14 protein-coding genes are annotated in these 14,054 nt (G+C 48.6%); all 14 read right to left on the minus strand.

Going from position 1 to position 14,054, the window contains the following annotated elements:
• Positions 1 to 51: 51 nt before the first annotated feature.
• The 14 genes from gpr to DWY89_RS06265 all read right to left on the minus strand — a co-directional run bounded on the left by gpr (position 52) and on the right by DWY89_RS06265 (position 14,050).
• Positions 52 to 1,053: a GPR endopeptidase gene (gene gpr, locus DWY89_RS06200; protein WP_107001605.1), complete on the minus strand. Its 1,002-nt coding sequence runs from the start codon at positions 1,051 to 1,053 to the stop codon at positions 52 to 54.
• Between the two features lie 574 nt (positions 1,054 to 1,627).
• On the minus strand, positions 1,628 to 2,233 hold the full coding sequence (gene yihA / locus DWY89_RS06205; RefSeq protein ID WP_107001606.1) for a ribosome biogenesis GTP-binding protein YihA/YsxC: 606 nt from the start codon (positions 2,231 to 2,233) through the stop codon (positions 1,628 to 1,630).
• 21 nt (positions 2,234 to 2,254) lie between these two features.
• Positions 2,255 to 4,576, minus strand: a complete 2,322-nt coding sequence (lon, locus tag DWY89_RS06210; protein ID WP_118523865.1) for an endopeptidase La — start codon at positions 4,574 to 4,576, stop codon at positions 2,255 to 2,257.
• A 141-nt stretch (positions 4,577 to 4,717) separates the two neighbouring features.
• On the minus strand, positions 4,718 to 6,016 hold the full coding sequence (gene clpX, locus DWY89_RS06215) for an ATP-dependent Clp protease ATP-binding subunit ClpX (protein ID WP_117795072.1): 1,299 nt from the start codon (positions 6,014 to 6,016) through the stop codon (positions 4,718 to 4,720).
• A 43-nt stretch (positions 6,017 to 6,059) separates the two neighbouring features.
• The gene (gene clpP, locus DWY89_RS06220) at positions 6,060 to 6,641 is read right to left on the minus strand and encodes an ATP-dependent Clp endopeptidase proteolytic subunit ClpP (RefSeq protein WP_022359226.1); all 582 of its coding nucleotides are present in this window, start codon (positions 6,639 to 6,641) and stop codon (positions 6,060 to 6,062) included.
• A gap of 249 nt (positions 6,642 to 6,890) precedes the next feature.
• Positions 6,891 to 8,177, minus strand: a complete 1,287-nt coding sequence (gene tig / locus DWY89_RS06225) for a trigger factor (RefSeq protein WP_118481874.1) — start codon at positions 8,175 to 8,177, stop codon at positions 6,891 to 6,893.
• A gap of 199 nt (positions 8,178 to 8,376) precedes the next feature.
• The gene (locus tag DWY89_RS06230; protein WP_118467396.1) at positions 8,377 to 8,931 is read right to left on the minus strand and encodes a DJ-1 family glyoxalase III; all 555 of its coding nucleotides are present in this window, start codon (positions 8,929 to 8,931) and stop codon (positions 8,377 to 8,379) included.
• Between the two features lie 127 nt (positions 8,932 to 9,058).
• Positions 9,059 to 9,727 (minus strand): phosphatase PAP2 family protein, encoded by a 669-nt coding sequence (locus DWY89_RS06235; protein WP_182426615.1) that lies wholly within the window; start codon positions 9,725 to 9,727, stop codon positions 9,059 to 9,061.
• 47 nt (positions 9,728 to 9,774) lie between these two features.
• Positions 9,775 to 10,248, minus strand: a complete 474-nt coding sequence (locus tag DWY89_RS06240) for a CYTH domain-containing protein (protein WP_118467392.1) — start codon at positions 10,246 to 10,248, stop codon at positions 9,775 to 9,777.
• Positions 10,249 to 10,284: 36 nt separating this feature from the next.
• The gene (locus DWY89_RS06245) at positions 10,285 to 10,563 is read right to left on the minus strand and encodes a DUF4160 domain-containing protein (protein ID WP_107001610.1); all 279 of its coding nucleotides are present in this window, start codon (positions 10,561 to 10,563) and stop codon (positions 10,285 to 10,287) included.
• The gene (locus tag DWY89_RS06250; RefSeq protein ID WP_107001611.1) at positions 10,547 to 10,819 is read right to left on the minus strand and encodes a hypothetical protein; all 273 of its coding nucleotides are present in this window, start codon (positions 10,817 to 10,819) and stop codon (positions 10,547 to 10,549) included. The genes DWY89_RS06245 and DWY89_RS06250 overlap by 17 nt, the downstream gene beginning before the upstream one ends.
• Positions 10,820 to 10,871: 52 nt before the next feature.
• A complete protein-coding gene (locus tag DWY89_RS06255; RefSeq protein WP_243022760.1) occupies positions 10,872 to 11,159 on the minus strand; it encodes a hypothetical protein in 288 nt (95 codons plus the stop codon).
• A gap of 375 nt (positions 11,160 to 11,534) precedes the next feature.
• Positions 11,535 to 12,527: a beta-methylgalactoside transporter gene (locus DWY89_RS06260; RefSeq protein ID WP_107001612.1), complete on the minus strand. Its 993-nt coding sequence runs from the start codon at positions 12,525 to 12,527 to the stop codon at positions 11,535 to 11,537.
• 14 nt (positions 12,528 to 12,541) lie between these two features.
• On the minus strand, positions 12,542 to 14,050 hold the full coding sequence (locus tag DWY89_RS06265; RefSeq protein WP_107001613.1) for a sugar ABC transporter ATP-binding protein: 1,509 nt from the start codon (positions 14,048 to 14,050) through the stop codon (positions 12,542 to 12,544).
• Between the last annotated feature and the right edge of the window lie 4 nt (positions 14,051 to 14,054).

Raw genomic sequence — 14,054 nt, forward strand, 5'->3', positions numbered from 1 at the left:
AGTGTAGTTTCCTGTTTGGTTCTGTTTTTCAATCTGGCATTTTTTTCAGTGTTATCTTTCTTCCTCCAGCCGTTCCACTGCCCGCCGGATCCCCTCGGCGATTGCTGCGCTCAGCTTGCAGATACGCTCGTCCATGTCCTGCGGGGTCACAAACATCGCTCCAAATTCAGGTTCCAGAAGTTCCCGGATCAGCTCATACTGGCTGTCCGAATCCAGTTCCCGGATGTATTCACCGAACCGGCTGCCCTCTTTTGAGGCGGTTAGTGTCCGCACTAACGCATTGACCGTCCCGTGAACGATCGCCGCCGCGCCCACAACCGTCGGAACGCCGATCGCGATTACCGGCACGCCGAGATTTTCCCGCGTCATTCCCCGGCGGTGGTTGCCGACGCCGGAACCCGGATGAATTCCTGTATCCGTCAGCTGAATGGTGCTTGCCAGACGGTGGACGTTTCGCGCCGCCAGCGCGTCGACCGCGATCACCAGATCCGGGCGGCTCTCCCGCACGACGCCGCGGACAATTTCTGCCGTCTCCATCCCTGTCTGTGCCATCACCCCCGGATGGATACCGCTGAGAACCGGATGCACCGTCCGCCCCGCTTTCTCAGCCGTATAGAGGTATGTGCCATTTCTTCTGCCTGGCTCCGTCCGCAGATGGCGGTTCATCGAAAGCCCATCCACCACGCGCGGTCCCAGCGAATCCGGCGTCACCTGCCGGTTTCCCAGTCCCGCTACCAGAATCGAAAGTCCGGCCATGGTTGAAGCACAGTTTTTCCGGATCAGGGACGCCAGCTGCCGTCCTAACTCCCCGGCAGCCGCCTCACAGTATACATCCTCTGTCTCCGACAGACCCGGATCTTCCATCGTCAGGTAGGTTCCCATCGGCTTTCCCATTGATTCCGCACCTTTTTCGTTCAAAATCGAGACTTCCGTCATCCGGATCGAACTGCCATGACAGCGCCATTCCCGCAGCGCCACACCGCCGATTTCGCCCCCATTCCCCTCAAAACTTTCTCTCTCCTCCAACGCCAGATCCGTCCGATTTTCAAACATGGCTGCTCCCTTCTATCTCACAACTCAATCACAACCCGCACCACCATAAGGCTTAAATTCCATCCTATCACTTTTTACTTCAAGATAGCCTTATTATTTTTCTCAATTCGTAACTGTTCAGTACCTTCACAGTCACGCGCAAAAATCCATTAAAACGCAGTAAATGCGCAGACCTACTGAACAGTTACCTCAATTTTTATATTTTCCAAAAATATATATTTTATTCTCTCAAAAAAACCTAACGCTTTTTTGTTTCATAGGACGCAATTTCCTGTGAAACAAAAAACTGCGCCACCCAGCCCAGATATTTGACATCGCCCGCAAGGATAGGCGCCGCCTGATATCCGGTCAGATACCGCAGTTTATACGTTTATTTTTCGAATTTTTCTAAAACTCTATTCTATTTCTCGCCGTCCGCACTCTCCACCGGCGTTACTGTTCACACACGTGTGCTCAGCAACGGGATTTTGCCGATGCTACGCATTCCAAATCGGCAAAATCTGCTGCCGGAACTGTATCGTACGGAATTTTCAGTTCAGAAAATTCCTACCTGTGAACAGTTACCCACCGGCATCTATTCCCCCGGATGTTCCACCTTCCAGATCTCCGTCTCCAGATAGTTCCAGATCTCTTCTCTGCCCTGTTTTGTCTCGGCGGAGAACGGAATCATCATCACTTCGGTGCCGACTCCCAGACCTGTTCTGAGAATCTTTAACTGTTTCTGGAGCTGGCTGCGCTTGATCTTGTCAGCCTTGGTCGCAATCAGGATCGGCTGGAAGCCCTGGGAAACGATCCAGTCGTACATGAGTTTGTCGTTTGAAGACGGCTCATGACGGATATCAATCAGCAGGAAGACGCAGCGAAGCATCTGCGATTTGTGCAGATAATTCTCAATCATCTTGCCCCACTTTGCCTTGACCTCAACGCTCGCGCGCGCGTAGCCGTAGCCTGGCAGATCGACGTAGTAAAACGCGTCGTTGATATGGTAAAAATTGATCGTCTGGGTCTTGCCCGGCTGCGAGGATGTTCTCGCATAGGATCGGCGGTTCATCAGCGCATTGATCAGGGACGATTTGCCGACGTTTGATTTGCCTGCAAACGCGAATTCAGGCTGTGTATTTGCCGGCAGCTTACTGGTGATACCGCAGACGGTTTCCAGATTTACATCTTTTATAATCATATTTTTTCTCCTACTAAACCGCTATTTCTCCGGTACAAATGCCTCTCGGATGACTTCGTTCATCTCCTTGATGTATACGATCTCCATTCCTTTCGTGATTTCCTTCGAAAGTTCCTTGACATCCGGCTGATTTTTCGCCGGTACCAGTACCTTTTCCACCTGCGCCATGCGGGCTGCGAGCAGTTTTTCTTTCAGACCGCCGATCATCAGCACATGACCGCGCAGCGTTACCTCGCCGGTCATCGCCACACGCGGCAGTACCTTCCGTCCTGTCACCGCCGACAGCATCGCCGTTGCCATCGTGATTCCGGCCGATGGACCATCCTTCGGCACCGCGCCCTCCGGGATATGCAGGTGAATATCGTGTTTCTCGAAATAGTTCTCCTTCACGCCGTAATCAGATGCAACCGAACGCACATAGGTCAGTGCAATCTGCGCCGACTCCTTCATAACATCGCCCATCTGACCCGTCATCTGCAGCACGCCTTTGCCCGGCATGACATTGACCTCGATCTGCAGTGTATCGCCGCCGACGCTCGTCCACGCCAGACCGCGCACGATACCGACCTGTGCCTCATTTCCGGCTGCATCGAAGAAGACTTTCTCGCGTCCCAGATAATGATCCAGATTCCGCTCTGTCACGCGGATCGACGGTTTCTTCTTCTCCAGCACCTCTCTGGCTGCCTTGCGGCAGATATCGCCAACCCGGCGCTCCAGATTCCTGACTCCAGCTTCCCTGGTGTAGCTGTGAATCATTTTCTCCAGCGCCGAACCCGTGATATTTAACTGTTCCTTCGAAAGGCCATTCTTCTCCAACTGTTTCGGAATCAGATAGTCTTTTGCAATGTGATATTTTTCATTTTCCGTGTAACTATTGACTTCAATCAGCTCCATACGGTCCAGCAGCGGTCCAGGGATCGTCTGCGTTGTATTCGCCGTCGCGATAAATAATACCTCCGACAGGTCAATCGGGATCTCCACATAATGGTCGCGGAATTTCACATTCTGCTCGCTGTCCAGCACCTCTAAGAGCGCCGAGGATGTATCTCCCTTATAATCGCTGCTGACTTTGTCGATCTCATCCAGCAGCATCAGCGGATTGGCAACCCCTGCCTGCTTGAGCCCTTCCACGATGCGTCCCGGCATCGCGCCGACGTAGGTCTTTCTGTGACCGCGGATCTCCGCCTCGTCGCGCACGCCGCCCAGGCTGATGCGGACATATTTGCGTCCCATCGCCTTCGCAATCGAGCGGGCGATCGAAGTTTTACCGGTTCCAGGCGGTCCCACCAGGCAAAGGATCGGGCTGATGCCCTTCTTCGTCAGGATGCGGACTGCCAGGTATTCCAGCACGCGCTCTTTGACCTTTTCCAGACCATAATGGTCGGCTTCCAGAATCTCTTCCGCATGCTTCAGGCTCGCGTTATCCTTCGTCATTTTGTTCCACGGCAGTTCCAGCACCGTTTCCAGATATGTCCGGATCACATTCGCATCCTGGCTGCCAGCCGGCATATTCTGGAAACGGTTGATCTCCTTGCGGATCCGCTCCTTTACTTCCACGCTGGCTTTGATCTTCTTCAACTGTTCCTTCATCTCGTCCGCATCAGAAACCGGATTTTCCTCTCCCAGCTCCTCCCGGATCACACGCAGCTGCTCCCGCAGAATATAATCACGCTGATTTTTATCCAGCGCCGCCTTTACCTTCGTCTGAAACTCGCGTTTCACGCGGTAAACCTCTAATTCCGTCAGCAGAAGCTGCAGCTCTGTCTCATACATCTCCGTCAGCGTCCGGCATTCCAGTACCGACTGGCGCGCTTCATAGTTCCACGGGAACTGGGCTGATATCTGGTTCATTAATTCGGTCAGATCTGGCTGTGCGATCAACGGACTTAATACTTCACGTCCCGCTGCCACATTTAATTTTCCGTATTCTTCCAGCTTTTCTTTCAGGATCCGGAGCATCGCCTCTTTCTGAATCGTGTCCAGATCGTCCTCGACCGGATCCAGAATCTCCACGATCGCAGTGCAGCATGCCTCGCCCTTCTCCATCTCCAGAAGCTCGGCTCTCTCCTGCCCTTCCACCGTGACGCGCACCATGCCGCCCGGCATCTTGACAAGCTGTTTCACGTAGCCAATCGTTCCTACCTGAAAAATCCCGTCAATATCCGGGATCACCTCATCCGGCTGCTTCTGCGTCGCCAGAAATACTCGCTGATCGCCCACCATCGCCTGCTCCACCGCCGCGATGGATTTATCCCGGATGATATCGAAATTTACCGTCATCTGCGGCAGCACGGTCAGTCCGCGCAGCGCGATCATCGGCATTGTCAGTTTCTTATCTTCCATAACACCTTTATCTTTCTTAATCAAACGTATCGTTATTTCCTGTGAAAAGAAAAACAGGGGTCTGCCTATGGCAGTTCGCCATCTCACAGACCCCATTAACAGCCGCCATTCTCAAGCTGCTGCATTTATTTTCCTTTACATTTACGCAATCTCGCCGGTTCTGTCTTTCTTAGAACGTCCTGTAAAAGACTTGCGGGGCACCGTATTGTCGCGATATACCAGCTCCGGCGCACTCTTTCCCTCGACTACGTCTTTGGTAATCGTGCAGATGCCGATCGTGGAATCGGACGGAATCTCATACATGGTATCCATCATCAGGGACTCCATGATAGAACGAAGTCCTCTGGCTCCCGTCTTTCTCTCGACTGCCATGTGGGCGATCGCCATCAGCGCATCATCCGTGAACTCCAGCTTCACGCCGTCCAGATCGAGAAGCGCCTGATACTGCTTGATCAGTGCATTCTTCGGCTCTCTTAAAATGCGGACCAGCGCCTCCTCATTGAGCGTCTGGAGCGATACCGTGATTGGCACACGACCGATAAACTCCGGAATCAGACCAAACTTCGTCAGATCCTGCGGCATTACCTGTTTCAGAAGCTCATCGATATCCTGATGCTTGCGATCCACAATATCGGAGTTAAATCCGATGGAACCGGCACCTAAACGGCTGTCGATGATCTTCTCCAGACCGTCAAATGCACCGCCGCAGATGAACAGGATGTTGGTCGTATCGATCTGAATCAGTTCCTGCTGCGGATGCTTTCTGCCGCCCTGCGGCGGAACACTGGCAATGGTTCCTTCCAGAATCTTTAAAAGCGCCTGCTGTACACCCTCGCCCGATACATCGCGGGTGATAGATACATTTTCAGACTTCTTCGTAATTTTATCAATCTCATCAATATAAATGATGCCGTACTCTGCCTTGCTGACGTCGTAATCAGCCGCCTGGATGATCTTCAAGAGAATGTTCTCTACATCCTCGCCGACATATCCAGCCTCGGTCAGAGTGGTCGCATCCGCGATGGCAAACGGTACATTTAAGATCTTCGCCAGCGTCTGCGCCAGGTATGTCTTACCGGAACCGGTCGGTCCGAGCATCAGGATGTTGCTCTTCTGAAGCTCTACATCCTGCGTGGACTTGGACATAACTCTCTTGTAATGGTTATAAACCGCTACGGAGAGCACCTTCTTGGCGTCGTCCTGTCCGATGACATACTCATCGAGAAATTCTTTGATTTCCTTCGGCTTCAGCAGGTTGATTCCGCTGAAATCCGGTCCTTTTTCCTGATCGGCAAATTCCTCTTCCAGAATCTCCGAGCAGAGTTCGATACAGTCATCGCAGATATATACATTATCTGTGCCAGCGATCAGTTTTCTAACCTGATCCTGTGTCTTGCCGCAAAATGAGCAGCGTATTTTGTCGTCTGTTCTGCCTGGCATACTTCCACCTTGTTCCTTTCTATTATTCCATCCAGAAATCTAATTAGTGGTTGGTAATGACACAATCAATCAGACCATACTCTTTCGCCTGCTCTGCTGTCATGTAATTATCACGCTCTGTATCACGCACGATCACGTCATACGGCTGGCCTGTATTGGCTGCCAGAATCTCATTTAATTTCTTCTTGGTACGAAGAATATTCTCCGCTACGATCTGGATCTCGGTTGCCTGTCCTCTCGCGCCGCCGGATGGCTGGTGAATCATCACTTCTGCGTTCGGAAGTGCATATCTCTTTCCTTTGGTACCGCCGGAAAGCAGGAATGCGCCCATGCTGGCTGCCATACCCAGACAGATGGTAGATACATCACATTTGATATAATTCATCGTGTCATAGATCGCCATACCTGCGGTAACAGAACCGCCCGGGCTGTTGATATATAAGCTGATATCCTTATTCGGATCCTCTGCCTCCAGAAACAGAAGCTGTGCTACAACCAGGCTGGCTGTCACATCATTTACTTCCTCTCCCAGGAAAATGATACGATCTTTAAGCAAACGGGAGTAAATGTCATACGTCCGCTCGCCGCGGCTGGTGGATTCAAGGACATAAGGTACTAAACTCATGATTCTTCCTCCTATAATTGAGAATGAATGTTTATGGCAAAAATTGTTATAGTTCACACGCGTGCAAACTGTAACAGGATTTTGCTGATGCTTCGCATTACAAATCAGCAAAATCTGCTGCTACTATGTTATCGCACGGCACTTTCGGTTCCAAAAGTGCCTGCCTGTGAACAGTAATACAAAATTCTATGATGCCTTAGGACACCATAGAATTCTGCCTTATTTCAGTATTCGCTTTTATCGGTTTGATTAAGCAAGCTTTGCCTGCTCTACCAGTAAATCGATCGCTGCCTGAACTTTCAGGTCCTCACGGATCTGCTCTTTCTCGCGCTCACCCATCATTTCTTTCAGCTTAGCGCCTTCCAGTTTGTAGGATGCTGCGATCTCGTTGATCTGCTCGTCAAGCTTCTCATCGGAAACTTCTACGTTCTCAACTTCAACTACTTTCTCAAGAACCAGTCTGGTCTTGATTCTCTTCTCTGCTTCCGGACGCATCTGCTCCATCAGCTTCTCCGGTGTCATGCCGGTATATTTCATGTAATCGTTGATGTTTAAGCCCTGGCTCTGCAGACGACGAGCGTAATTCTCTACCATCTCTCTTGCCTGAGTGTCAACCATCGGCTGCGGCAGTTCCATCTGAGCATTCTCAATTACTTTCTCGATTACGTTGTTCTCGTTCTCTACTTTAGCATCCTGCTCTTTCTTCTCCTGCAGTTTCTTGCGGATGTCTGCTTTGTACTCATCCAGAGTATCGAAATCAGATACTTCGCTTGCGAACTCATCGTTCAGCTCCGGAAGCTCGTTTCTCTTAACTTCTTTGATGGTTACAACGAACTTAGCCGGTTTGCCAGCCAGCTCATCTGCATGGTACTCAGCCGGGAAAGTAACGTTTACGTCACAGGTCTCGCCTTTTTTCTTGCCGATTAACTGATCCTCAAAGCCCTCGATGAAGGAATGGGAACCGATTACCAGCGGATAATCTGTACCAGCGCCGCCGTCAAATGTCTTGTCATCAATGTAGCCGGTGAAGTCGATGATCGTGTTGTCGCCGTCCTCGATTGCGCCGTCTTCTACGTCGATCAGTCTGCCGTTTTTCTTACGTGCTGCAGTCAGCTCGTTCTCTACATCCTCGTCTGTCACAACAGCTTCTGCCTTCTTAACTTCTACGCCTTTGTACTCGCCCAGAGTTACTTCCGGTTTCAGAGCTACGGTTGCCTCGTAGATGAATGCCTTACCTTTTTCGATCTGAGTTACTTTGATCTCCGGAGTGGAAACAATCTCTTCCTTGCTCTCCTCTGCTGCCTTCGGATAAGATGCGTCGATCACTTCGTTTGCTGCATCCTCATAGAAAATGCCAGCGCCATACATCTTCTCCAGCATAGCTAACGGTGCTTTACCTTTACGGAATCCCGGGATGCTGAATTTGTTTTTGTTCTTGTTGTACGCATTTTTGATTGCTGCATCAAACTCTTCAGCCGGAACTTCGATGGTCAGCTTTGCCATGTTCTTCTCTAATTTTTCTACCTGTAAACTCATTTTAAGGGGTCCTCCTTGCTTCTATATGTGAACCGCCATTCTACCGGGCGTTACACTTCAAGATAGCATTATAGCATATCTGCGTGCTAAATACTAGCGGAAAATATAATTTTGCGTTCACTTTTTGCGGGTTTATGAGTGGTTTTAGGTGGGTTTTATGCCATTTTTGATGTATTTTCTGTGTGTTTTTTAGTTGAAACTACACCTGGTCATACTGAATTGAATCTTTGACCTGTAATGCTACCGGGCGATCGACTAAGAGCGATGCCAGCTCAATTCCCAGATCCAGCGCATATCCAAGTCCACGCGCCGTTGTGATATTGCCGTCCGTCACAACGCCCGCACCCGTCAGCTTCGCACCGGTCAGGGCATCCTCAAAGCCCGGATAGCAGGTTGCCTTCCTGTCCTTCAAAAGCCCCAGCTGCCCCAGAATGCTCGGAGCCGCACAGATCGCTGCCAGGCGCTTTCCAGCAGCATCTGACTGCACCAGTGCATCGCAGAGCGGTTTGCACGCCATCAGATTTTTCGTTCCCGGCATACCGCCCGGAAGGAACAGAAGATCCGCTTTCATCGGATCAATCTCATGCAGCAGGGTGTCTGCATGAATGCCAAATCCATGTGCGCCCTTCACCTCTTTTTTACCCGTAATCGAAACCAGTTTTACCTTCACACCCGCGCGGATCAGCACGTCTGCCGTCGCCAGACATTCCACTTCTTCCAGTCCATCTGCTAAAAATGCGTATACTACAGCCATGATTATTTCCTCCTGTTCTTTATTTTTATAAGACTTTTTATATTAATTTTTTTATTTTCCACAAAGTAATCATTTTTTCTTTTTAGATATCAGAAAATCATTGCAACTGTTCAATTCGTTCACTTTTTTATTCTTCATGAACCGCATTCGTTGTTTTTCCAGCTTTTCCTTTTGAAAATGCCTTTACTAGCACCCACACATTCACTGCCTCGTCAAGAATCAGGCTCAAAATCCAGCCACAGAGCACATCGACCAGCGAATGCTGTTTGATGAACATGGTTGAAAGACAAATCAGAATCGTGACAATCCACGAAAGTGTACGGATCGGTTTCTTGTTCCGCACACTTGCCGCGTGGCAGATCGTCAGATGCACCGCCACAGTGCTCGATACATGGATCGACGGGCAGACATTGTTCGGCGGATCCACCCTCCGCAGAAACCGCACAATCTGCGCGCAGAAATTCTGTGATGTGATCTCCTGCCGCAGATTTAAACCGTTTGGTGCCAGCAGGTAGACAAATAAGCAAAAGGTTGCTCCTGCAAACATCACAAAACAAAGCCGCAGATATGCCTCCCGATCCTTGATCATAAAATAAAGCATAAACACCGGCACCCACGCGTACCACAGAAAATACGGCAGTACAAACCATTCATTAAACGGTATCAGGTCATCGACCGCACAGTGTATAATATGAACATCCGATGGTTCATGCAGCTCCAGCAGAAAAAATCCTGACAGAAACACCAGCATATAGAGTCCTGCCAGACAGTAGCGGTGCGTTTTGATCCAATTCATTACTTGTTTTATCATTAATAATATACCTTTGTATTGTTCTTTCGTTTTTATTCTTTCGTTTTTAATACCAGGTTTTCCGCCAGCGCCAGACGGCTGTTCTGGTACTCGCCCGTAAACGTCACCTCGCGCCCGAACCATTCCGGCGGCACAAAGGCATGTGCGGCTTCCTCACTTGGAAATTCAACCTCCGCCAGCTTCAATCCCTCATATTCACCTAAAAAAATGTCCAGCTCAATCGTGTACTCCGTTCCTTCCATCGGAATCAGATAACGCTTTTTCGTCAGAATCCTGCCGTCAGCCTTCGAGCGGAGATGCTCATAGGATTCCTTCGTCAGCGGCAGATTGTATTCCTCCCGCGCCATCAGTCCTTTGGATTTGTAGGTCAGATAATAGGTGTCATCCTCCTGACGGACACGCACAACCGGGGCAGTGCTTAGATATGCCTGCTCGATCTGGTGGAAGGGGTATCCGGCTATATCAAATGGAATGTGACTAATTAAATATTTGCGTTCGATTTCCATAAAATTAGTTGTCCTTTTTATATTTCTTAAAAAGTCTTAACAAAAGTACCGTATTTCTCCAAAATGAGAAAGCCATTTTTCTATAATTTCTTCACTGTTGGCCTCTATCACCCGAATCATACTGTTCAAAATTTGGGCTGATATTTTGGAAGAATTGTGGCTGAGCAATGCCTTGCCCGTACTGGTTATCCACACTTTTGTCGCATTTGAAGTTGCTCTTCCCTCTGCAATATGGACATGCACCGGTTCCAGCGGCTCATTTTCATTCGACCAAAAATATACAATATATGGTCCAATCCTAAAAATTTGCGGCACTCAGAATTCCTCCCTCTTGTGAAAACTCCATAATCAAGTGTGCATTTTCCCGAATCAGTTTCTTGAAATAACTCATTTCCATATCTGAATAACCATTTATATTCTCCCACTTGTAATCTGGCAAATAGCATATCGCATTGTGAAATCCATCTTTTTCATCGGGTGTTTCTATATAAACTTTAACCCTGCCATCTGCCCGCATTTCAGAATGGGTAATTTCCGTATCATCATTTAAGGTCATAAATGGGTACATCATCTTTCTTCCTCCTCTCATTTATCCTCAAAACAGTTTTAACCACGGCTGCTTTCTACTTATTCAGCATCCCCATCACCACAACCACCACAAACAGTACCACCATCACGCCGATAAAAATATCCATCGTCCGCACAGAGACATGCACATGGTCATAGATGCGCTCTTTGATGGTCTTTTCTTTCATGAGTTCCAGCTCCCGGCGGAGCTTTTCATTCTCCGCTTCCAGTTCCTCCAGAGTTTTATCTGCCGTCTCCTCTGCCGCTTCTTTCGCCGTCTCCAGTTTTTCGCTCACTGTTTCTTTTATCATCTCATTCTTTTCCAGCATTTCGTTTTCGCTCATCCTTGTTCCTTTCAGAATATGGCTTGTTTTCTCTGCTGCTCACTCTGAAACAGCCTCTTCTCTTATTATATCCATAAAAATAAGTTCAGGCAATCCAAAAATATTTTTCCGTCACTGTCAAAGCAAGCGCTGGCACGCCATCTCATCCACCATCCCCTGCCGATTACAACTTTTCAGATTTATACAAGAAAAAATCCTGCCCGGCAGGGCTGTTTATATAATAGGAGATTCCAACGGATTCTCCCATTATATAAAAAACTCCCCCGCCATGCATCCATGGAGAGGGAGTTTTGGATTTGTTTTCAATATTTATGTACGGTTCCCGACGACTTTTCATATGGTACATACATTCTCGTCAGAACACAGTTAATCTTATTACTTCTTCGCAATGTACTTACGGATATCCAGCGCAATCGCAACAACGATAACGATACCCTGTGCAATATACTGATAGTTCGGGTCGATGCCGAGGAACTGTAAGCAGGTCTTTAAGAACTCGAATACAAGTACACCGATGATAACACCGGAGATACGTCCGATACCACCGTTTACAGATACACCACCGATGGTACAAGCTGCAATAGCCTCCAGCTCGTAACCGTTACCGGTATTTACACCGGCACCACCAGATTTAGCTCCCAGAAGGAAACCTGCGATAGCATACAGTGCAGTAGCTGTTACATAGATGATGATCTTGGTTTTCTTAACATTTACACCAGCAACCTCTGCTGCTGCCTCGTTGCCGCCGATTGCATACATATATTTACCATGGCGGGTGTAGTTAAATACGAACCACATGATCGCGCCGATGACAAATGCAATGATGAACAGGTACGGAATACCGAAGAAGTTACCATTTGCAATGATGGTATACTCCTGACGATAACCGCCTAACGGAACGGATTTTGTGTAAACCAGGTTGATACCGTATACGATCATCTGCATACCCAGGGTACCGATGAAAGCCGGTACATTCAGGTAAGCAACTACGATACCATTGATAAGACCAAATACACAGCAGATAGCAATACAGATAAGGAGAATCAGCCATACGTTCTGCTCGCCAAATCCTTTGGTAAGTTCAAAATGTCCGCTGTAATCACTCTTCTGGAGCAGAGTACCTGCCAGGCAGGCAGAAAGTCCAACCAGACGTCCTGCAGAAAGGTCGGTACCTTTCGTAATCAGACAGCCGGATACGCCGACTGCGATGATGAAACGGCATGCTACGTTGATGGAAATGTTGCTAAAGTTGCTACGGCTGAAGAAGTTCTGTTTTGTCACACCAACAAAGAGAACCATCAACAGGATCAGAATAACGATACCGTTATTGATCAATATATCTTTTACATTCAGTTGTTTCTTATCCATTCTCTCTTCCTCCTTTAGAACTTAGTCGCGTAGCTCATGATACGCTCCTGAGTTGCTTCCTCACCCTGTACCTCGCCGGTAATGTGACCATTACACATGACAAGGATACGGTTCGACATACCAATCAGCTCCGGCATCTCAGATGAAATCATGATGATACCTTTGCCCTGCTTTGCCAGGTCAATCATGATCTGGTAGATCTCGTACTTGGCACCAACGTCGATACCACGGGTCGGCTCATCCATGATGAGGATATCCGGGTTGTTGGCCAGCCAGCGGGAAATCAGAACCTTCTGCTGGTTACCGCCTGAAAGTGACTGAATCAGTGTCTTACTGCTCGGCGTCTTGATTGAAAGCTTTGCCACGTTATCCTTGACAAGCTGCTCAATCTTCTTCTTATTCAGTTTGATACCATAGTGTAAATACTGATCCAGGGAGGAAATTGATACATTATCTGCAATGGACAGACATCCCAGAATACCAGTTCCGCGTCGGTCCTCGGTAATCATACCGATACCGCCCCGGATTGCATCCTGCGGACGCTTAATGTTCATTTTCTTACCCTTAATATAAACTTCTCCGGATTTAATATGACGCATACCGAAGATACCTTCCATCAGTTCCGTTCTCTGAGCACCTACCAGGCCGCCGAATCCAAGAATCTCGCCTCTTCTAAGGGTGAAGGAGCAATCCTGGAAGGAACGATCATGGATACTGGAATATCCTCTGACATCCAGCAGTACCTCTCCGGCTTTTGTATCATTCTTCGGAGGATAGATATTGGTCAGCTCACGACCAACCATCTGTTTGACGATCTCATCATCCGAAATCTCGTCCATATGCCAGGAACCAACATAGGTGCCGTCTCGCATGATGGTAATATCATCACAAATCTCACGAATCTCCGCCATCTTATGGGAAATATAGATGAGGGATACGCCTCGTGATTTCAGGTCACGGACAATGCGGAAAAGCGCCTCTACCTCATTATCCGTCAAGGAGGAAGTCGGCTCGTCCAGAATTACAACTCTGGCATTTAAGGATACAGCCTTGGCAATCTCGACAGACTGCATCTGGGCGATGGACATGGTTCCCAGTTTTGCCTTCGGGTTATACGGCATCTTAACATCGTCCAGCCATTTTGCTGTCTCTTCAAACATCTTTTTATGGTCGATGACCTGAATCGGACCAAATTTCTTGGTTGGATAACGACCGGTGTACATATTCTCTGCTACCGTTCTCTCAGGTATCGGCTGCAGCTCCTGATGTACCATGGCCAGTCCTCTGTGAAGGGCTTCATCCGGATTGTGGATCTCCACTTTTTCTCCATCCAGATATACCTCACCTTCATCCATATGATAAATACCAAAGAGACATTTCATCAAGGTGGATTTACCAGCGCCGTTTTCTCCCATCAGTGCATGGACGGTGCCGGGACGTACTTTGAGGTTTATCTTGTCCAGAGCTTTTACGCCAGGGAAGCTTTTCGATACCCCGCGCATCTCCAATCTGTACTCTGCCATCCCA

Source organism: Clostridium sp. AF27-5AA, from assembly GCF_003478415.1.
Lineage (GTDB): Bacteria > Bacillota > Clostridia > Lachnospirales > Lachnospiraceae > Otoolea > Otoolea fessa.

Bases quoted from the DNA above. Each gene is read 5' to 3' on its own strand.
- tig (WP_118481874.1), bottom strand. From the start codon at position 8,177: ATGAGTTTACAGGTAGAAAAATTAGAGAAGAACATGGCAAAGCTGACC.
- DWY89_RS06235 (WP_182426615.1), bottom strand. From the start codon at position 9,727: ATGAATTGGATCAAAACGCACCGCTACTGTCTGGCAGGACTCTATATG.
- DWY89_RS06255 (WP_243022760.1), bottom strand. From the start codon at position 11,159: ATGAGCGAAAACGAAATGCTGGAAAAGAATGAGATGATAAAAGAAACA.
- gpr (WP_107001605.1), bottom strand. From the start codon at position 1,053: ATGTTTGAAAATCGGACGGATCTGGCGTTGGAGGAGAGAGAAAGTTTT.
- DWY89_RS06250 (WP_107001611.1), bottom strand. From the start codon at position 10,819: ATGATGTACCCATTTATGACCTTAAATGATGATACGGAAATTACCCAT.
- yihA (WP_107001606.1), bottom strand. From the start codon at position 2,233: ATGATTATAAAAGATGTAAATCTGGAAACCGTCTGCGGTATCACCAGT.
- lon (WP_118523865.1), bottom strand. From the start codon at position 4,576: ATGGAAGATAAGAAACTGACAATGCCGATGATCGCGCTGCGCGGACTG.
- DWY89_RS06230 (WP_118467396.1), bottom strand. From the start codon at position 8,931: ATGGCTGTAGTATACGCATTTTTAGCAGATGGACTGGAAGAAGTGGAA.
- DWY89_RS06260 (WP_107001612.1), bottom strand. From the start codon at position 12,527: ATGGATAAGAAACAACTGAATGTAAAAGATATATTGATCAATAACGGT.
- DWY89_RS06240 (WP_118467392.1), bottom strand. From the start codon at position 10,248: ATGGAAATCGAACGCAAATATTTAATTAGTCACATTCCATTTGATATA.
- clpP (WP_022359226.1), bottom strand. From the start codon at position 6,641: ATGAGTTTAGTACCTTATGTCCTTGAATCCACCAGCCGCGGCGAGCGG.
- DWY89_RS06265 (WP_107001613.1), bottom strand. From the start codon at position 14,050: ATGGCAGAGTACAGATTGGAGATGCGCGGGGTATCGAAAAGCTTCCCT.
- clpX (WP_117795072.1), bottom strand. From the start codon at position 6,016: ATGCCAGGCAGAACAGACGACAAAATACGCTGCTCATTTTGCGGCAAG.